Here is a 20,602-nt window from a genome sequence, read left to right as displayed (position 1 = left end):
ACGAATACCCTCCCTTTATCCCCTCCCTTATTTTTTACTGCTTGACTTTTCATACTCAATTATGCTATAATACACTCGGATTTCAATTCGGGCAACTAGCCCCACACGGAGAGCAATATGAGAAAAGCTTGTGCAATTCGTGATCTTGAGATACTGAAGCAGGAAGTATCTCAAGCCCCCGGTGGAAGTGAAGGGGTTTCGAGGGTGCAAACCCTCATTCAGAATCTTCGAGAAGACTGCATCGGGGCAACTGCAGCCCTGCGAGCAGGTCTCGAGATTCGCCGCGAATTTTGCGGCTCCTACTAGTCTGTGCCACGAGCACACCGGCCCCGAGCAATCGGGGCCGTTTCCTATTTTAGATAAAGCTCGCGGTTTCTTTTGTGCCCATCGAAGTCCACAGCATAGTGCATTGTTCCGTTACTATCAGAGAGAAAATATAAATAATCAGTATTAGTCGGAGCGATGGCCGCTCGTATCGAATCAAGTCCTGGGTTTGAGATAGGTGTCGGAGGCAAACCTTTATTGGCATAAGTGTTGTAAGGATTATCCTCATCCTCCAAATCTTCTTTTGTCAAAGTAAAACTATTTTTGCCGTTATAATATTTAAATGTCGCATCAGCCTGCAAAGGCATTTCTAGTCGTAATCGTTTCCACAATATCCCGGCCACTACCCTCCTGGTATTTATCTGTCTCGCTTCTCCTTCTACGATCGAAGCCATAGTTACTATCTCATCCAAGCTTTTACCGAATTTTTCCATATCAGGTACCAGGTCGTTTATTTGTCTAGCAAAATTTTCTCTCATCTGTGCAGCTATGTCCTCTGGCTTTTGATTTGGCATGAAAAAGTAAGTGTCAGGAAAAAGGAAACCTTCGTATTTTTTAGCGATAGAGATAAATTCTTTTTTATTAAATTTTGGAAGTTGTTCCCATAGTATCTCTGCCATTTCCGAAGAGTTTAAGCCTTCGTGGATGACGATGCGTATGGGGGAAAGGCCATACTCACCATTGGTCACAATATTCGACACTTCGAAGACACTTTTTTCTTTTGGAAAATAATAATCCCCCGCGATCACTTTCCTCTCCCCTCCTTGTAGCATGACAAAAAATTTGAGCCAAAAAGAAGAGGTCACTACTCCCTGACGCTTGAAGGTGTTTGAAATGGTGTCCAGGTGCTCTCCTTGTTCTATGGTTACTATAGTATGCTCTGGAAAATATCGTGGAGCTTTCCACAGGAAACCGTACATCAGGATCCAAACTGAAAGTAATACGAAGAGTACTTCTCCTATCCTCCAAAAGTATCGACCGAGTAAAGGATGTGTTTCGACTGCTTTCTCTCGCACTTTTTTTACACGTGCTATATTCTCCCATTCTTTTTCTAGGGAATGTAGTTTTTGGATATAATTTCCAATCAGCCCGAAAGATTCGTTCTGGCGGGTTTTTAATTTTTTAAATATATTCATTTGAATTATGTAGGTAAATTGGCTGGAGCTTCCGATTTCTTAGATGGTATACGCTCAAATGTCGGTGTAGTCACTGTTTGTCCTGGGAAATGGAAGATGGTAGCCAGCTCCTCGCTATTTAATACAAATGTCGCCTTGCCCTTATATGGTGGGTAAAATATTTGCCTCGATTTGTAGGCTTCTAGGACATGTTTCTTTAAAAACTCTCTAGTTTTTCCTCTAAAATCTTGCCATGGATAATTGAAACCGGTCAGTCCTCCAGTAGGAGAAAAGCCATTCAAAGCAGGAGAACTATATTGTTTGAATGAGCCGAGCATACCTCCTATATTTGATCCGTTAAATTTATCCTTCTCTGCTATATAGAGGCTGCGTATACCGACATCGAAAGGAGTCTTTGATAAACTTCTTTCTAAAGCTGATATCACATCTTTTTCCCCTTCTGTTGCTTGACGACTTTGTTTTTCCTTATCTTCTGGTCTAAATTTTTCTATTATTTTTTTGATTTCTTTGTCGGAATTATCTTTCCACGAATCATCCTGCTCTGAAAATACCTCCCAACGTCTATTCTTAGTGTGTGACCTGACTATTATTTGTATCCACACTCTATGCCCCTCTGTGAGTGACCCCATAAACTCGATCATTGTGGATAAAGGGTCAATCTTGAACTCCTCTTTTGGATCTTTATCTAGTCCGTAATCTACGTATGTTTTTATGGGGTATGCGTCAGCTTTTTTTAATTTCCATTCGCATCCCCAAACGACATTTTTCTCTTTGTTATATGATACAGGTAAAGTGTAATCCTCGACTTCATAAATTTCTATACCAGGGTATTGGGAATAAATTTGCGACTCTATGGCGTTTTTATATTTCGGCCTCGTCCACACGAAAAAACGTATTTTGCCTCCCTCGGAAACAAGTTCCAAGGAAAACCAATCACGAGTACTGCATTTCCACATTCTTTCTATCCAAGTTTGTTCCCCTCCCGCTTGGGAAAAAACTCCCATGATCACCTCCATAGCTACCGGTGATTTGAATATTTCTTTAGGAAGTTTTATTTCAAGAAGTACTGAGCCAAGTCCGGCCCAATACACTCCCCTACGATACGAAACCCACATATTAAAAATAGCGATACCCGTAACAATAGGTAACCAAATAAAAGCGCTTTGATAGACGATGTTAAAAGCTATTTGCAAGCTATCAAAAATTCCGAAATCTAAAAACCCACTAAACATGCTATTAATAATAGCATGTTTAGGCCAGTGTATATGTGTTATCCTTCAACTTTTTAAAGTTTTTAGGATTTTGAAGGTTGACTACGATGGTATTTTCTTTCACATACCTTTCTTTCAATACTTTTTCTACTACTTTTTCTTTGGAGAGTGGACCATTCTTTTTCAAAATATCTTTGATGACGTCACGCACGATACCCATAGAATATCCCCATTCTTTCAGAGCATAAAGGCCGCGACCAACAAGGACGAAGCGCTCATCTTTTATAAGTTCGTTGTGAGTCGTGGCCACATGAGCTTTTTTATTGAATATTTCACTGATAAGGCGAGCTACTTCACGGAAGTGTATAGGAGAGCCATGCCTACGGATCACGAGGTAAGCATAATCCCTGATACCACGCGCGCTGATGTTTGAGGACTTACTCTTGCCCCATTCGCCGAGAGGGTTTTTACCCAAGGCACGAGACATTTTGAGCCAACGGCCGATTATTTCTTCATCTTTATATTCTTGAGAGACATCTTTTATGTGGTCTAGGAAGGAAGAAACTATCTCTGACTCAGGTACGATTTCGTCGTCCTTCAATCCTGAATAAAGTTTGCGAAGGCCTTCGTGTATTTTGCTTGCAAGCTCTTTGTCGATGTGCCAACGATGTTTAAATTCCTCATCTTCTTTTTCTTTTACGAAATCTTCACCGATGATAAGCATGAAATGGATGTTGTTCTGCAAGCTCTTGTCTTTGGAAATGTGAGTGAGCAAATCCTCCTCAGAGATGATTCCTCCAAGTTTCCTGATTACTGATTTCAATTCTTCAAAATATGATTTTTCCTTTTCGTATACAGAAGAACGTCTGATATTGCCTATCGAATAGTTTTCGATTTGGCGTACTCTTTCTCTAGTGATGCCGTATTTTTTGCCGATGGCTTCCAGAGTCATCTTCTTGTCCCCGTTTAGGCCAAAGCGCCCGGAGATGATGTCTTGAGCCCTAGAAGGCAAGGCAGAAAGAAGCCTCTTTACAATAGGCTTAGGATTGAAATCGATGCTTATTTGTTTGGTTTTTAAGCTTGTTTTCATGCTATTTTTACTGCTAGTTTAGTCTTGGTAATTATACCACATTATTATACAACATTCAGTACTCCTATTTGTATCATATAGGTAGAACTCCGTCAAGCTACTACTAAATTCAGCACTTTGTTCTCTACAAATATGACCTTTTTGACCTCTTTTCCTTCTAGCCACTTAGCTATTTCTGGCATAGCCAAGGCTATTTCCCTCACTTCCTTCTCCCCTGCTTCTGGTCTTATTACCACTACCCCTCTTACTTTCCCATTTATTTGTACGGCAATCTTTACTTCTGTTTCCATAATTTTCTTCGGGTCAAATTCTGGCCACTTTTCCAAATGCACTGATTTTTTATGTCCCAAGCTGTGCCAAATTTCCTCTGTAATATGCGGAGCAAAAGGCGCTAAGAGTTTGAGCAAAATCTCATAATCTTCCCTCGTCACGCCGTATCCTTTGGAGGAGGCGGATTCCATCTCATTCACTAGAATCATCATACTGGAAATAGCGGTGTTGAAAGACATACTCTCTATATCTTCAGCAACTTTCTTAATTGTTTTGTGCACCAAAGTTTCTAATTTAGGATTTAAAAGTCTTTCCTTTTTTTCTTCTTTCCTTCTTTCAATTTTATCTTGCAACTTCCACACTCTTTCCAAAAATCTACGCACTCCTATCATATTGTCCGTATTCCAAGATATGGCGTCTGCAAATGGGCCCATGAACATCTCATACAGACGCAAAGAATCAGCGCCCCAAGTCGCTACTATATTGTCCGGATTGATGACATTGCCGAACCTTTTGCTCATTTTCCTACCATCCTCCCCCATGATCAGTCCCACAGATTGCAATTTCTTGAATGGTTCTCTGGTAGAGACTACCCCAATATCAAATAGAAACTTATGCCAAAAACGAGCGTAGATGAGGTGCCTAGTGGCATGCTCTGCTCCGCCTACATAGTAGTCAACTTGGTTCCAATATTTTTCCATACTCGGATCCACCAATTTTTTACTATTATCCGGATCCATATAGCGCAGGTAATACCAACTCGAACCTGCCCATTGCGGCATGGTATTAGTTTCTCTTCTGAGAATTTTCAATTTAGAATTTCCAATTTTCATGGGGACTTCTACCCATTTTTTAATATCAGCCAAAGGTGACTCACCCGTTCCAGTCGGCTCATAACTTTTCACTTTGGGTAATTTGAGTGGCAAATCTTCTTCTTTCAGAGGTATCACTTTGCCTTCTGCATCTTTCAACACAGGTATCGGCTCCCCCCAATATCTCTGCCTCGAAAAAACCCAATCGCGAAGTTTGTATTTCACAATTTTCTTACCAAATTTCTCAGTAATTTTTTTACGAGCCTCATCGCTTTTCATTCCATCGAATTCTCTAGAGCCTGAGAGCTTACCATCATTTGCATATTGTATATTCCACTCATCTTTATATTCTTGAATATTCCAAGATTCAGTTTCTTCATTACAATATCCAGCAACGCTACCAGAGTTATAGATTACTGTTTTAATTTTAAGTTTATATTTTTTTGCAAAAACAAAGTCGCGCTCATCGTGCGCTGGGACAGCCATTACAGCACCAGTACCATAATCAGCCAAAACGTAATCGGCGATCCAAACTGGTATTTCTTCATTGTTTGCTGGATTTATTGCTTTGATCCCCTTAAGCTCAACACCAGTTTTTTCTTTCGTAGCGTCAGTCCTCTCGATTTCTTTTTTGTTTTTAATTTTTTCAATATATTTTTGCACTTCCTTCCAATTTTCAATCTTTCCATCTTTCCATGATTGAATTATTTTATGCTCTGGTGCCAACACTATATATGTCACTCCAAAAAGTGTGTCAGCTCTAGTAGTGAATACTTTGATTCTTGATTCTTGATTCTTGATTTTAAATTCAATCTCAGCTCCTTCCGAGCGCCCAATCCAGTTCCGCTGACTTTCTTTGATCGATTCCGGCCAATCTAGAAGTGGTTTGGCAAGTTCAATGAAATGGCTCTTCTTTCCAAGAAACAAAGTATCCCAGGCATGTTTTTGAGCAATGGTGGTAACAAACTCAGTTACTCTATCTCTTTCGACCCAAATAACATCATGATTTGAGTCTTCTTCATTAGTTAATTTCTTTCTTTTGCCATCCTTCAGTTCGATATACATTGCTTGATAGTGACCATAACGATTTACTCCTTTTGGCGGATGGTAAAAAGTAGCATCATAATTTCCAAGATTACGTATAAATTTGAAATTCTGATATCCTGTTTCTTCACGAACTTCTTGAAGAGCCGCCTCATCCGCAGTTTGTCCATCTTCGATACCTCCAGTAACAAAAGTTCGCCACGCAACTTTCTTCCATTGTAAAGTGATAAATTTATCTTCCTTCCAATGTTTGACGAAAACCACGACACCATTACGCTCAGCATCTGGTAAACCTTCACGATATGCAGAAACACTGCCAACATCCTTAAAACATGGCACCGTAGGATTTCTTTTATCATAATAGACTTCGACCCCAAGCCGATCGAGCCAAATCGGGAGTTCGGAATTGATCATTTTGCCTGGTACGAAATCCTTTTCATCGATCCATAGAACTTCATTATGATCGACTTCTCCTTGAGTTAACGAATCCGTCACAATGGGGACCCGTTTGTCGCTTCTTAGTTCAAAATACACCGCTTGAGCTATGGCTATGCGATTCTGGCCTTTGTGTACAGTGTAGTAGTGAGCTTCAGTCGGTCCTCCCAGAATACGTTTAAATTCCAAATCAACATATCCTGTTTCTTCTCTCACTTCCCGACGCGCTGTTTCTTCCACGGATTCGCCATCTTCAATACCGCCGATAATAACAGTATCCCAACCAAATTTTTTATTTCGGATAATTAAATATTTTTTATTTTTAGGATCATACACAATTGCATGGGCAACGCTTCGTTTTATAACAGGCTTGCCAGGCTGGTGCGGATTTACTTTATCGATGAGTTTAGGTACCTCATAATCAGTCTGATCAAGATCTTGGAGCAACCGATCGGCGTAATCGGTTATTTTTAAAACCCACTGGCGCATAGGCTTTTTCTCCACCGGAGTGCCACAACGCTCACATTTGCCATCCTCCACATCTTCATTAGCAAGGACAGTCTTGTCTTGGGGACACCAGTTGACGGGCTCATTACTCTCATAAGCAAGATCTTTCTCCAATAACTTAAGAAAAATCCATTGTGTCCATTTATAAAATTTAGGATCAGTTGTATTCACCTCTCGCGACCAATCATAATCGAGCCCCAGAAGTTCAAGCTGCTTCTTATAGCGCGCGACATTTTTCTTGACTGCAATTTCCGGATTAGTCTTAGTTTTAATAGCGTAATTCTCAGCAGGTAGACCGAATGCGTCAAAGCCCATCGGATGCAGTACATTGAAGCCGCGCATCCTTCTCTTCCTGGCCATTATATCCGTCGCTATATAACCTTTAGGATGACCCACATGTAGCCCTTCACCAGAAGGATAAGGGAACATGTCCAGAATGTAGTATTTAGTTTTCTTAGATTTAATTTCTGTCTTGTAAACTCCCTTTTTAGCCCAAAATTTCTGCCACTTACTTTCTATTTTCTTGTGGTCGTAAGATTTCATTTAAGTATTAAAAATATACAACAAAACTGATTTTAAATCACCCCCTCCGCCTTACAGGCACCTCCCTCTTAGTAAGAGGGAGGAAATCTCACTTCGATCTCAAATTCTGCTTTATTGTATCTAAAACATCTTTAATAGACTTCTCAATTTGATCATTAGAGAACCTCAAAACGAGAAACCCCATATTGGCAAAGAAAACATTTCTAATTTTATCGTATTCCCTAACTTCTTTTTTATTATGAATTGCTCCGTCGACTTCTATTCCTAATTTCTTTTTAGGACAATAGAAATCTAAAATATATCCTCCAACACTAAACTGACGCCTGAATCTGTAGCCCAGTTGGTCATTTCTTAGATACCACCAAAGAATTTGCTCTTGAGGGGTTTGGTTCTTCCTAAGTTCTCGTCGGTTATTAAGAAGATTTTTTAAATTATAAACTCTCTCCATACTATAGTTGTGGTACGTATTGCTTCCTCTTACTAAGAGGAAGCAGTCCCGAGGCTTTGCGAGGGGCTGAAGGAGTGAATTATCTTACTGGTTTTGCTACTGGATACAAATTTGGATCAATCGTTCTTTCGAAACAAGTTTTACCTACGCTATGAGTCCAATTTTCTTGCACTGGAGTGTATGGTTTGCTTATGAGGCTATTTTCTTTTGAGTCGAGGTTGAAAGTGGCGCACAATTTAAACTCGTTACCTTTTATGAGCTGATACTCGTATTCATACCCAGAACCTTGAGGATCGACAGGAATTATAAATCCTGAAATAGGGTCAGCCATTTGAGATAGGTTTTGAGGCATTGTGCCTATTCTCTGCCAATAATTTAATACTTGCCACTGGATATTTTGGAGGTCAGATACTTTTTGACTGTCGTATCTCACGAGTCTCTGTGTCTGTGGTGAACCCATAATGGCAAAGCCTAAAATGATGGAAGCCAAAACTAAAACTGCGCTCACGATTGCCCAAACTTTTTTACCGGAAATTAGCCTCTCTCGGATTTCTTGTAAATAGAATCCGAAAACTCCTCCGGCCACTATCAGGACCACGACTGCTTTAAGAATAAAGGCCAGAGTCAAATCTTGCCCATCTAAGAATTTATAAAGCACTGTTACCAAATCCCCTACTAGGATTATTCCACCGACAAAAAGAGTGATATATGTCAGCCACTTCTTGATGCCTGCCTGCTTTTTCATCGGGTCGAGAGTATAGGATTTCTCAAGTAACCAATTAAGTAAAATAAAAATAGGAAAAACTATTATAAGGATGGCTACCTGTAGACTTATGAGTGATCCTGAATAGTAGTAATTATAGGTTTCTATCGCTGGATAGGCTTCATTAATTATTTTGAAAAGTAGATTGGTTAAACTTATAGCGATAGCATACAAACCGACCATCGAACCTAGATGTAAAAAGAAATCTTTTGCTGTAGTCATAATGTATTTTTATGTGGATAAGAACTTACATTGTAGCATATTTGTGCTAGTTTTGTTGAGGAGGTGCTGCTTTGTTTCGAGAAAGAACAGAAGAAGAAATCATTTCAACGGTCAGGCAAATGTTTACCCTGCTTGATCGTGGCGGACACCAGTCGGTGGAATATACCGACGCAAAACAGTCGTTGACGATCTGTGGCCAGCTTACTCCTGGCAACGTGCGGCGCTACAACGCCCTACTCGCTCTAGGTCAAGCGAACTGTGCTTTCGTCCTGTTTTTGAGAGAGCTTACCCAATCCGGAGCTGTCGCCGTCGACCGATGTGATCTCTCTCAAGACCTGATGCACGTGTATAGTCGGATTGCGCCGGCGACTGCCCACACGGTTTCGGCTTGAATTCCTTTCGAAAAAACCACGTCAGGTCGTTTCGGCGGCCTGACGTGTAGTTTTTATATCAAAAATTCGATCACGTCCCCATCTTGCACAATATACTCTTTACCTTCTGTTCTGACCCAACCTTTCTCACGAGCGGCGGCAAAAGAACCAGCTTCAATAAGCTTGTCGTAAGCTACTACTTCAGCTCTTATAAATTTATCTCTAAAATCAGTATGGATGACTCTTCCAGCTTCAGGCGCAGTCGAATCCCTTTTTGTCGTCCAACCCCTTGTCTCATCTTTGCCCGTAGTAAAAAAAGTGATCAAATCTAGAAGTTCATAGCTTTTCTTGATCAAATTATCGAGTCCAGTGCCGAAAATAGGATCTACTTCTACATATTGCGCAGGCTTCCCATCCGATGAAGTAGGCAGTTTTTCTATAATTTCCTTCCTATTTTCCGCAGCTTCCGAAGTATTCAAAACATACAAAATAGGTTTGTGTAAATTAGCCTTCTCTAGTTCCAAATTTATAATTTCAATATCAAAAAGCGGGTCGACTTTACCGGCCACGTGTAAAATATCTTTATCTTCAAAAATTCTCACTACTTCTGCTATAGCATCTACCTCACGAATATGCGAAAGAAATTTGTTGCCTAGGCCCTCCCCTTCCGCCGCTCCTTTTACTAGCCCGGCGATGTCAGTAAACTCGACAATCGCTGGAATTTTTTTAGCCGATGCTGATATTTCAGCTAATTTATCAAGCCTCTCGTCAGGTACAGGTACTATTCCCACACTCGGGTCAATTGTGCAAAAAGGATAATTCTCAGCCGGCACACTTTTCTTCGTAAGCGCGTTAAACAATGTGGACTTCCCCACATTCGGCAAACCGACGATTCCTATACTTAGTGCTGAAGACGACATTTGAATTTGTTATTGTCTGTCCAATTGAGTTCGAGCCACTGCTATACTCAGGGTAGAAGACGACATAAATTTGACTTAATCTGATAGTCCCATAGACTTGCAATTCTTTGCCATTGCCCATTACTTTATCTACAGTGCGTCTAATGATGTCTTGTTTTGCTTGAAAATTCAAGTTCTGAATAAATTGGACTGACTCTTTAGCAAACGCTTCCACCTCGTTTTCATTTGGCAGTTTAGTTTCCTCGGGAGGATTTTCTTCCAGACGGGCTTTCGCTATTTGGTTTTCAAACATGCGAATCTTCTCTCGTACCGGAGCAACGTATTCTTCAAACTTTTCCAGAGAAATAATTTCTTTTGAATATGCGCTGGCGAAACGATCCTCCTGTACTTGTAATCTTGTAATTTCTTTCTTCGTGCTGTTTATGTCAATTGTTGATCCATGAGGCATACGATTTGGGCGGTTTTTTCGGAATCGTTCAATTTGTTTGCTTAATAACTCAGGAGATTTAAAGAGTTCTTCAATATTCTTCCACAAAAGAACGTCAGCAATCTTGGCGTTAATTCCGGGTTCAGCACAAGTAGGAGGTAGCGGGAATGTATGGACTCGATTCTCACAACGATAATATAGATGTTTACCTCTCTGCACACCTTCCCCTGCCCTCCTTGCTCCACAAAGACAATAAATTCTACCTGCTAACAGATACTCATTTACTTTATTCCTGCCCAATGTCTCAAAATTCTTTCTCAACTGCCACCCCACACGATCAAATAAATCTTTATCTATAATGGCTGGAACTTTTATAGGATACCATTGGGTTTTTGGCCTCATTTTTCTACTAGTTTTCTTTACTTTTTTGTATCCTTCCGTTTTATAAGGCCTCTCTGGAATGACGGCATACGATGCGCCCCAATATGTAGTCCCGATAAACACCTCGTGCTTTAACAATGTGCTTAGTGTGCTTGTGTTCCATACTCCTCTTTTACTTTTGCGAGGCTGTATACCAAGCTTCTGGAGTCTCTTAACAACAGCTCGAAGAGTTAACTTCTCATCCCCCACCCAAGTGAATACATCCTTTATGATTTTAGCTTCATACTCATTGACTATATAATGTCCGGCAACATAATCCGCATTTCCACGCTTACCTTTATTCCAAATGTAGGTATACCCGTACGGAGCTTCAGTAGTCAGAACATGTCCATTTTTGACCCGATTAACTTTCCCAATACGAAATCTCTCAGTTATTTTTGCTTTCTCATATTGAGCAAATAGGCCTCGTATACCAAACATAAGTTCATCCGTCTCATTTTTTATAGGAGGCATTGTTACAAATAAGATATCAATTCCCTTCTGCTTCAATTCATCAATGACGATTTGTTGATATAGAAGTCTGCGACCGAGCCTGTCTGGGTCGTATATAAGTACTGCTTCCCAAATCTTATTTCTTGCATCATGCCGGAGCTGATCTAATTCTGGCCGAGCAAGAATATCACCACTCCATCCTTCGTCTTTATATTCTCGAACAATTTTAAAATTGTTTTTCTTAGCAAATTCATTTACTTCAGAAAGCTGCGCCTCAATTGTCTGCTGATCTTCCTGATTTGAGGTGGAGACCCTTGCGTACACAGCAACCAACTTTTCTTCTTTTTGTGCATCCTCATTCATATTGTTTGTTATTATAATAATAATTCTTGTTGAGGGATAGGATCGTTTTGAGCCGCACCTTTGTTTCTATTTTTGAGAACCTCCTCAAAAAAGATATCGAAAATGCTATTTACCTTTTCTTCGACATACTCTAGATCATCTGGCCAGTATGTAATTTGGATTCCCTGGACCAACTCAGAGTCAAAAGTTACCCGGTCTTTCATGTCCATGGTATCGAACACAGAGACGGATAATACCGGCGGACCTAACCCTTCCATATAGTTTTGATCTGTTTTTTCCATAATGTTGTTTTAGTTACTCCCCATACTCTTTTCTTAGTGCTCCTAGCCTATTTAGGAGGATCTAGGCGATATGAAAAATAGAAACACGAAGAAATGGTTGTTGAGAGTAAAATGCTGTTAAGACGAACCTTGTACAAATATTTTGTTAACAAACTATCTCCCTATAAATCTTGGCTTTTAATCCAAAGGTCTCATTGATTCAAGATGCTCTTTTAAGGCCCAATCCACTATCTTAGACATGGTCTCGTGAGTTTTCTTAGAAAGCTCTTTGACTTCCTCTTTTATACCTCTATCAACACGGACTAAAACTGTATCTCTAAACTTATGACGCTTCCTAGGTTTTTTCTCTTTAGTTTCGACTAAAGAGCCCTTCTCCGGGTTATCTTCCATTTATTCTATTGTTAGAACTAATAATTCTTCAGAGAGCTACTATTTCTAGTCTACGAGAGCATAAGCTAGAGATTTTTCCATATACATATTCATATTTTGTCTACATTTTAACACAGCACCAAAAGACACCTAATTTACAGTGTAGATATTATAAAATAGCAAAATACCCTTATAAAATAGGGTTTTCCGGCTCACCTAGAAATATGATCTTGCCATCTACAACTTTAACCTTACCTTCCTTTACAAGCCGGTTATGTATATCACGAAGGGCTTCGCCGTATTCTCTCAAGCTTTCTATGGTCTCGTCAGAAAATATTTGTGGTTTAGGTTCTTCCTTTCTCATTCTTGAGATACTACTCTTGGAATTTTATTTTGTAAATCAGAAATTGATAGTCCTCTGGCCAGTCTCATTTCCATGACTATCTTGGTGTATTTCTCATAATCTGTTCTAGTTATAGGTTTATATATTGCTTTCATCATGGTGACTAAAGCTGTTGCACTAGCCAAAAGTTCTTGTTCGGTCATTTTGCTATACTTTTCTTCCCCAACTTTTTTCCTCATCAGTTCCTTGAACTCCAGTGAAGTTATGACGCCACTTGTCCAAATCCTCATGGGCAACTGGTTGAGCATCAATATCATACTTTTCAATAAGAGGGTGCTTAGTGTTATTGGCTCGGTGGACATCAAACTCTTTCTTCAAAAGATGGTCCACAGCTGAATTAAGTGCAAATGGGAATCCTGGTGGCCTGCCAACTCCAAGCTTACGATCATAATAAAAGCAGCGGGGACATTGCAAAAAGAGGTCAATTTTGGACCTAGATAGCTTAAAAGGCTCTTCCGATTTCGGATCATACATTCCTCTTATTCTTTGTGCATTGTGATATTCGGACATATTTTATGGTGTTAAACTTTGTACTAAGAAATTATAATGTTTTTCATCTTCCACTTTGACCATCTCAAGTATATCGGAGATTACTGATGGGGTTTCAGAGAGAAGGGTCATATCAAAATCCTGCACTCCACTTTCGTATCTTGGATGAGAATGGGTCTCTACAAAACGGTTAATTCTTGTCTTCTTTGTTTCGTCAAAATCTATTTCCTTTAAACGATTAAAGATATTAGGTTCTCTTGTCTTAAGAATTGGAACTCGAAATGCCAAAAAGCTCTCAAGAAATTTGCGAGCAATATTTGGCAAGGGATACAATTTTTCTAAATCAGCCTGTTTCTTATCAGAAAAGTTATATAAAACACTAAAAAGGAAGTGGTACTCAGATTCGTAATCAATAAGTAGCCTATCTATGGGTATTATTTGCGACTTTCTGATGCCACCATCTTCTCTACACACCACCATGAAAAATTCTCTGTCACCTTTCTTGCAATAAGAAAACCAATTCTTAACTTGTCTAAAAAAATCAAAATGATGCGTCAGTATAAAGATTTGGCCTGCATCCTTAATTGATTCTTTTAAGAAACTGAAAGCTTGGAAAATTGCACTAGAATCAAGGCTAGAGACGGGATCGTCAATCACAATAACACTATCACTAAGGTTAAAGCCATCTTCTTTTATTTTTGTAATAAAGTAAACAATCCCAAGTGCTGTTTTTTCACCCTCGCTTAAATTCTTTGCAACAATTCCATTACGAGTAATCTGATACCCATCTTTTGCGTCAGTGGCTTTGAGTTGAATGTCCGCACGTCCCAGAAATTTCTCCAGACCTTCATTAATTTCTTTAGCAGGAACATGATGATTGATCAGACTTTCTTTTAGACCTTTTATTTCCGCTTCTTTCATTTTTACACTTTTATCACAAGTTTTGTGTTCATTTTGTAAAGTTGCGTATTCTGCCTCAGTAGAGTTATGGGTAGGAATAAATTCTGCAATAAAATGAAACTCCAAGGTCTCTTTATCCATGCTAGTTTTCTCTTCAAAATTAGCAGTCTTTTCATTGTTTTTCGCTATTATTGAATTTATTTTAGAGAACGAAGTGGCATTAACAGGTTGCCATTCTTTTAAAGTGGGCTGGGTAAAAAGATTTTTCTCCTTTTGTTCCAAAGCAATAACAATATCTGCTAGTCTTGTGTTGAATTCCTTTATAGTTCTTTCCGCTGCTTCTTTTTCCAGTAAGAAGTCAGGTACAAGATCCTCGTATAAATTTGAGGAGTCTGGAAAAGATAGTATTGGTTCAAGTCCATTACTCTTTTTCTTTAGAAGCTGAATTGTTTCTATAGTCTTCTGGTACTCTTCATTGAAATGGCTTTCTAAAGCATCGAGTCTTGCAGATGGAATTTCTTGATCACAGAACGCACAATTTTTTAGTTTCTTATTTTTATGAATACCTAATCCGTGTTCGACCCATTTGCTAATATCTGTATCAGATTTTAAAGACTCAATAACTTTTGATGTGATAGCCTTTGCAAGAATATCTTTTACCTCATTCTCTAACTCTGATAAATCTAAATTTGGAATTGTTATGGCCGCAAGCTCTTTACCACTAACTTGTGAAATTGATTTCTTTAGAGCTACAACCCTTTCTTCGTCAAGTTTAAGAGCATCTGGGTCTTTTAACTTTTCTTCATTATCCCTAATAGCTTTTTCTAAATTATCTTTCTCGTAATTCCTATATTTATCTGATCTAGCAGTTGTCAGAACATTTTTTATTTCTTTAGCTGTATTGGATAAAGATTTATCACGATGTTCTTTTGTTTTAATTAAAAGTGATCGTTTCAATTCCACATCCTTAACAAGAGGCGCTAATTCTTCTTCAGTCTTTATTATTTTCTCCTTATCCTCTTTATTTTCTTTCCCAAGAAAAAATATCGGCTTTGGACCGCCATGACAAAACACGCTATCTTCAACAAAATCCTTATTAAATACTCTTATCTCTTTGAAAGCAGAAAGATCTTTGTTGCTGATAGAGGAACTATTACTTAATTTGAATTCAAATTCTGGTGGATTGGTTGGGTCATCATATGGATTAATCTCAAGCTCAAAAGCTCTCAAAACTCTTGAGAATGTTGTTTTTCCAGAACCATTCCATCCATATATAAGATTATATTTAGTAAATGCTGGTAGATCGGCTGCTGGACGAAAATTAACAAATGATGGACATTCCTTTATTACCTTTATGCTCTGAAGAGATCTCATGGTGGTTTATCAAGTTAGATCACTTAACCCACCCCTGCACCACTTCACGGAAACCTCGTGGCTTCTGCTCCAGCGCCTCCCAATCTTCCTGCTTGATGTAAAGCATCTGATATTTGGCATTTTTTTGATTGGCGTTTACGTCTTCACACCACTGCTCTAGGCGCTTAATCTTTTCTATATCGTCCAAGTCCTCACGACCTTTTGTCTCCACAATGTAATATTCTTTAGGCGAAACTTTGATTATAAAGTCTGGGTAATAGTTGGAAATATCTCCTGTAGCATTCTTATAATCAATTCTAAAATTGACCGCAAAATAATTCTTTACATACGACACAATGTCCTCGCATCCTTCTAGGAAGTTGGCAAACTGTAGCTCAAAGTGACTGTCTCCCACAATTTTACTGAACACACTCTTCTTAGGAACGATGTAGCCTTGGTCTTTCACTACGAAAGGACGGCTCTTGCTGACCTTAATGTAGTCTCGTATTTCAGCTTCGCCTTTATCTAATACGGTCAATTCATTTATACTTTTCTTGAATGTTTCTTGTATAGTTCTTGACGCTTCGATTTCAGAGAGATTACGGAGAGAGTTTAGATCCTCAAGTTCAATTGGCTTCTCAAAAAGATAGTTTTGAATAAACTCTTTTACCTTGGCATAGAGGATATCGTAGCCACTTACCAGACGAAGATCTTTCATGACAACTTGGGTAAAATATCCAATAACACTCTGATAGTTTGGAATAAAGTTGCTGTCTAACTCTGTCTTGTGAGTTATATCGCCACTTGTGATATCTCTAAAGACGATCTCTCTTTTTTCTTCTTCGCTAAATTCTTTGATAGAGATTTTCGTGTGTTTAAAATCTTTGACTTCAAGATTGGAAAGATTTTTATATTCTCGGTATATGCGAGGAGTAAGGATAGGGATTTCTATATCTAGATTCTCAATATCCTTTTTCATATTCTCTCTATCAATCTCTACAACTAGAGGTGCTTTAGGACCAGAACCTTCACCCATTTTTCGGTGTTCAAGCTCAACACCCTCACTCTTAATAGATTCCACGAAGTCCATAAAAGCATCTGTCCCAACAACACTGACAAGTTCTGCTAAATCTGGGTCACGATACATGCGGCGAAGTCCACGACCAAGTGTTTGTTCTGGTAGAATATTACTCTTTGAGCTGTAGGCTCGAAGACCAACAATCGTAGTCACGTTTCTTACATCCCAACCTTCTTTGAGCATCAGTACGGATACGATTACCTTATATGGGCTGTCGAGGCGATCAATGGTATTGGCATCATGTCGAAGTTTCTTTAATTCTTCTTCTTTTTTACCACTTACGCTCTCTGAGATTTCTCCATTGTCTTTGGTATGGATAACTAGGACCGCACCTCTCAAATCTGAGTATGTATTCTCTAAATATTCAGCAACATCATCACAGTTTATAGTATCGTCTGTCATAACGAACAAAACAGATTTTTTATTGAGTTTTATATGCTCATCATAGACTTTTTTCCACTCCAAATAACCTAAGTGAATGTAGTCTTTATATTTCTCTGTAAAGTTAGAGCTCGTATGCTCCTGCAATTTGGCACGACTGGCTGGGTCTGGTAATACAGGATGTTTGACCACATTTTGATGAATAGCTTCGACAAGTGGGTAATCACTCACTGTTTGGACGAATATAGAGCCATTTGTATGCTTCGGGGTAGCTGTAACGTCAATCTGTAGTGAAAGTTGGCTGCCTTTCATCTTGAGGCGATTATGCATATCTTCAATAGCTTTGAACCATGCCAAACGAGGATCGTGAATATGATGCGCTTCGTCATTTAATACTACGAGCTCATCTACATTGCGGACAATGTCTCCAAGATCTAATTTGGAATCGTTTGTTGCTCCTGTGGGTTTTGTGCCAAGAAAATAATCAGTAGTATCTGCATCTTCAAAACTAGATGCTTCGGTAGCTCCTTCGTAAACACGATGAATATTTGTAAGAAAAATATTTCCTGTTTTTCTGATCGTTCCTATTTCGTCTTGGATATGAAGTGTCAGCTGAAAATCATCCCTCCAATTTTGTCCCATATATCCATTGTCAGGGAGAATAGGATCTTCAAAGAATATTTTAAGACTATCAAAGTCTGTGCGGATACGATCAAGCACAATGATGTTCGGAGTAACTACAAGGAAATTACGAGCCAATTGAGAATCACTTTCATATGTTTTGTGGAAGTAGCTCCATGCCAGAATAAGACTTAAAACTTTAGTCTTTCCAGCGCCTGTTGCCATTTTAATAATGTATCTGGTCCAAGTCTCATCAAACATAGCAGGAGATACAGCCCCAGAGACATCGAAACGAATGAGCTCATACTTATCTCTAGCTTTTATTACTTCGTAAAGCCAAATGATTGTCTCTACTGCTTCACGCTGTGCAAAATAATACTTAAAAAGAATTGTCTCTCCTGTAGCTGCTGTTATTGGGTGATCGGTTAAGAACCACCATTTCAGCAGCGCTTTACTTGTCTCACTTGCTCCTTCATAACCAGATAAACGCCAATCTCTTACTTTCTTGCGAATCTCTACAACTAAAGGCGGCAATAGTTCACCCATTTTCTTATCTCTAAGACTTTCGTCAGCCGGAAACCACCTAATAGCTGGGTCTAGTATTTCGTATGGTGATTTGGGGAATTTAGGGTGAAGAGCCATGGTATTTATTAAACGGTAATATCAATAATTTTCATCGTATCATTGCCGAAAATATCCACGACCTTGATTGCGATTTTTCTTTTACCCGGGACAACTTCCATAGGTGGTGTAGTGAGTATTAAATCTCGTTTCTTTTTAGTACGAAAATCCTGCCATTCATTTTCAAATACATAATCTCCAGTCCAGACTTCTTCTACCTTTCCTTCCTCATTTGTCTTTTGGATAATCTCTTTCTTGCTTTCAAAGTTGAAGTCTACAGCCCAATAGTCAATCCAATCTGTCCATTTCTTAGTTAGGACCTCTCGTGATAAGACGTTTTCTTTGTCTTTAGTAATCTTAATGATCTGTCCGTTGTCGATAATGAGTTTCTTTCCCCCGGCTTTTAGATTTTCTTCGACCTCTTTCAGAGAATCTTGGTTATAAAATACGGAGAAATCTGTAAGCTCTATAGCCACTGACCCTTTCTTCACTATAGGTTTTACTTCGATATATGAGACATCATGAAAAACTATTTGATTCTTCTCTATAGCTCTTTTATCGAAAACATCTCGTGGAATATACTTAAGTCCAAGATCAATACCTTTACTCTGTGCTTCCTCTTGAATATTAGGGAATAGACCCATTTCAAACTCGAAGCCTAGAACATCAATCTTGGTGATCTGCTTTTCAACTGCTTCTTTAATAACTGCATCAACGAATAACCTTGATACAGGAAGATTAATTGGGCCAATAGCTATAAGCCTAGAATTTTTCTTTCCATGGAATGTCTTAAACCCATCAAACGCTTCTGCTTTATATGCAGATAGAATTAAAGCTACAAAATCTCTTTCTTTTTGAGCTATCTGTTGCGCCTTTTCCTCTTCTCGTAGATTAGGATTGATACCTACATAGTGTTGTCTCTCATATTTACCGAGGTTAAGTATTTCAAAAGCACGATAATTCTTATTTTCTTCTTTTAATTGTCTCTGTACTCCGATCATACGCTTACGAGTGGTATGTATAGAGAATTTACCGAGATCGCTACCAATCCATTTTCGTCCAAGTTTTTCAGATACTGCAAGTGTAGTACCAGATCCAATAAAAAAATCTGCTACAATATCACCTTCGTTTGAGGAAGCATTAATTATTCTTTCAATAAGAGCTTCGGGTTTTTGTGTTGGATAATCCTGACTTTGTGATCCTAATTGACCGGTAATGTCATCCCAAATTGTATTAATTGGATTTCCAGGTTGTTCATCCAGATACCTTTTTTTATAAACTTTATTTCCCATAAATATGAGTAGGCCACCCTCATCATATTTTTTCATCGTTTCAATTGGACATCTCCAACCATTTGGTGGAGGAATAGCAGTTTTATAGTTGTAGAAATAACCCCTACTCCCCTTAGGTTTTGTAAAATGATCAAGCCTATATACTCTACCGTCAGGATCTTTTTTATTATAAAAATCGTTTATATATTCCTCTGAGTATTCTTGGTATTGCCTATTATTAGTTCTATTTTCATTTTTTTGATAATGCAAAATTCTATCATCTACCATTCCGAGTCTATTACCGTCATTATGCGAATCACTCCTTTTCCACGTTATTTCATTAATATAATTCTTTTTGCCAAATATCTCATCGAGTATTAATCGCATATAACTGTTCACTCTCCAATCACAGTGCACATAAATACTTCCGTCTTCAGCAAGCAAATCCCGCATTAAACAAAGTCGTTCATAGATCATTGCAATAAAACTATCAGCGCCTTTGCCCCACGTATCTCGATAAGCCAATTCCTCAAGTACATTTGGTCTTTTGGTAAATTCTTCATCACCAATCTCTATATTCATAGAAAAATCAGCGCCTACATCAAATGGAGGGTCTATATAGATAAGTTTTATGCCTCCTTGCTTCTCGATCTCTTGACGCATTGGACCATTCTTCAAACTAGAGAGAATTAGTTTGTTATCTCCCCAGATTAGCTTATTCGTCCAATCTGTAATCTGTCTTCCTCTGTCATCAAAAAGGCTTGTTTGCAGTTTTGTTTCTTTATCGCTTCTAGGTTCATCAACTTGTTCAATGATTTGGAAAGGAAGGACTGTATTAGTTACTTCATCAGTTTTGCCATTCCATACAAGCTCTACTTCCTGTTTGTCTTCAAATAGGAGAAACCGATATTTGTCCGGCAAGGGCTTCCCGGATTCAATATATTTGAGAATATCCCGTTTTTCATTATCTTGAAGCGCCATATCATTTAATAATTTATTTCATATTAAGAAACCCCATTATTCCACAAATTAGGCCATTTTTCCAGTGTTTTTGCTTAAGCTCTAGCTTATGGACA

The 20,602-nt window shown here is 38.7% G+C and carries 17 protein-coding genes; 1 reads left to right on the top strand and 16 read right to left on the bottom strand.

What is annotated here, in order from left to right; all coding sequences use genetic code 11:
- Nucleotides 1-350: 350 nt before the first annotated feature.
- From mltG to VJH67_01720, 6 genes are all read right to left on the bottom strand, one after another.
- A complete protein-coding gene (mltG, locus tag VJH67_01745; protein ID HEY4515893.1) occupies nt 351-1,460 on the bottom strand; it encodes an endolytic transglycosylase MltG in 1,110 nt (369 codons plus the stop codon).
- A gap of 5 nt (nt 1,461-1,465) precedes the next feature.
- Nucleotides 1,466-2,692 (bottom strand): hypothetical protein, encoded by a 1,227-nt coding sequence (locus VJH67_01740; GenBank protein HEY4515892.1) that lies wholly within the window; start codon nt 2,690-2,692, stop codon nt 1,466-1,468.
- A 19-nt stretch (nt 2,693-2,711) separates the two neighbouring features.
- A complete protein-coding gene (locus VJH67_01735) occupies nt 2,712-3,761 on the bottom strand; it encodes a sigma factor-like helix-turn-helix DNA-binding protein (GenBank protein ID HEY4515891.1) in 1,050 nt (349 codons plus the stop codon).
- Between the two features lie 92 nt (nt 3,762-3,853).
- Nucleotides 3,854-7,372: a leucine--tRNA ligase gene (leuS, locus tag VJH67_01730; protein ID HEY4515890.1), complete on the bottom strand. Its 3,519-nt coding sequence runs from the start codon at nt 7,370-7,372 to the stop codon at nt 3,854-3,856.
- Nucleotides 7,373-7,460: 88 nt separating this feature from the next.
- Nucleotides 7,461-7,820: a DUF559 domain-containing protein gene (locus VJH67_01725; GenBank protein ID HEY4515889.1), complete on the bottom strand. Its 360-nt coding sequence runs from the start codon at nt 7,818-7,820 to the stop codon at nt 7,461-7,463.
- Nucleotides 7,821-7,899: 79 nt separating this feature from the next.
- Entirely contained in the window at nt 7,900-8,805 is a 906-nt protein-coding gene (locus VJH67_01720; protein HEY4515888.1) for a DUF5671 domain-containing protein, read from the bottom strand.
- A gap of 71 nt (nt 8,806-8,876) precedes the next feature.
- Between VJH67_01720 and VJH67_01715 the strand changes: the two genes are divergently transcribed.
- Entirely contained in the window at nt 8,877-9,197 is a 321-nt protein-coding gene (locus VJH67_01715; GenBank protein HEY4515887.1) for a hypothetical protein, read from the top strand.
- A gap of 53 nt (nt 9,198-9,250) precedes the next feature.
- Here the strand turns inward: VJH67_01715 and VJH67_01710 are convergent, their stop codons facing one another.
- The 10 genes from VJH67_01710 to VJH67_01665 all read right to left on the bottom strand — a co-directional run bounded on the left by VJH67_01710 (nt 9,251) and on the right by VJH67_01665 (nt 20,507).
- The gene (locus VJH67_01710) at nt 9,251-10,096 is read right to left on the bottom strand and encodes a DUF933 domain-containing protein (protein ID HEY4515886.1); all 846 of its coding nucleotides are present in this window, start codon (nt 10,094-10,096) and stop codon (nt 9,251-9,253) included.
- Nucleotides 10,029-11,759 (bottom strand): recombinase family protein, encoded by a 1,731-nt coding sequence (locus VJH67_01705; protein ID HEY4515885.1) that lies wholly within the window; start codon nt 11,757-11,759, stop codon nt 10,029-10,031. The genes VJH67_01710 and VJH67_01705 overlap by 68 nt, the downstream gene beginning before the upstream one ends.
- Before the next feature lie 11 nt (nt 11,760-11,770).
- A complete protein-coding gene (locus tag VJH67_01700) occupies nt 11,771-12,040 on the bottom strand; it encodes a hypothetical protein (GenBank protein ID HEY4515884.1) in 270 nt (89 codons plus the stop codon).
- 177 nt (nt 12,041-12,217) lie between these two features.
- Nucleotides 12,218-12,430: a hypothetical protein gene (locus VJH67_01695; protein ID HEY4515883.1), complete on the bottom strand. Its 213-nt coding sequence runs from the start codon at nt 12,428-12,430 to the stop codon at nt 12,218-12,220.
- A 169-nt stretch (nt 12,431-12,599) separates the two neighbouring features.
- A complete protein-coding gene (locus tag VJH67_01690) occupies nt 12,600-12,773 on the bottom strand; it encodes a hypothetical protein (protein ID HEY4515882.1) in 174 nt (57 codons plus the stop codon).
- A complete protein-coding gene (locus VJH67_01685) occupies nt 12,770-12,955 on the bottom strand; it encodes a hypothetical protein (protein HEY4515881.1) in 186 nt (61 codons plus the stop codon). Before VJH67_01685 ends, VJH67_01690 begins: the two co-directional genes overlap by 4 nt.
- 4 nt (nt 12,956-12,959) lie before the next feature.
- A complete protein-coding gene (locus tag VJH67_01680; protein ID HEY4515880.1) occupies nt 12,960-13,322 on the bottom strand; it encodes a hypothetical protein in 363 nt (120 codons plus the stop codon).
- A gap of 3 nt (nt 13,323-13,325) precedes the next feature.
- Nucleotides 13,326-15,575: an AAA family ATPase gene (locus tag VJH67_01675; GenBank protein HEY4515879.1), complete on the bottom strand. Its 2,250-nt coding sequence runs from the start codon at nt 15,573-15,575 to the stop codon at nt 13,326-13,328.
- Nucleotides 15,576-15,594: 19 nt separating this feature from the next.
- Entirely contained in the window at nt 15,595-18,276 is a 2,682-nt protein-coding gene (locus VJH67_01670) for a DEAD/DEAH box helicase family protein (GenBank protein HEY4515878.1), read from the bottom strand.
- A gap of 8 nt (nt 18,277-18,284) precedes the next feature.
- On the bottom strand, nt 18,285-20,507 hold the full coding sequence (locus VJH67_01665; protein ID HEY4515877.1) for a site-specific DNA-methyltransferase: 2,223 nt from the start codon (nt 20,505-20,507) through the stop codon (nt 18,285-18,287).
- Nucleotides 20,508-20,602 lie beyond the last annotated feature (95 nt).

The organism is Candidatus Paceibacterota bacterium (genome assembly GCA_036517255.1).
GTDB lineage: Bacteria > Patescibacteriota > Minisyncoccia > Phycocordibacterales > WO2-35-19 > DATDXE01.
Note: the sequence above shows the minus strand (reverse complement) of the source record. Positions and strands in the feature narration are given on the sequence as shown.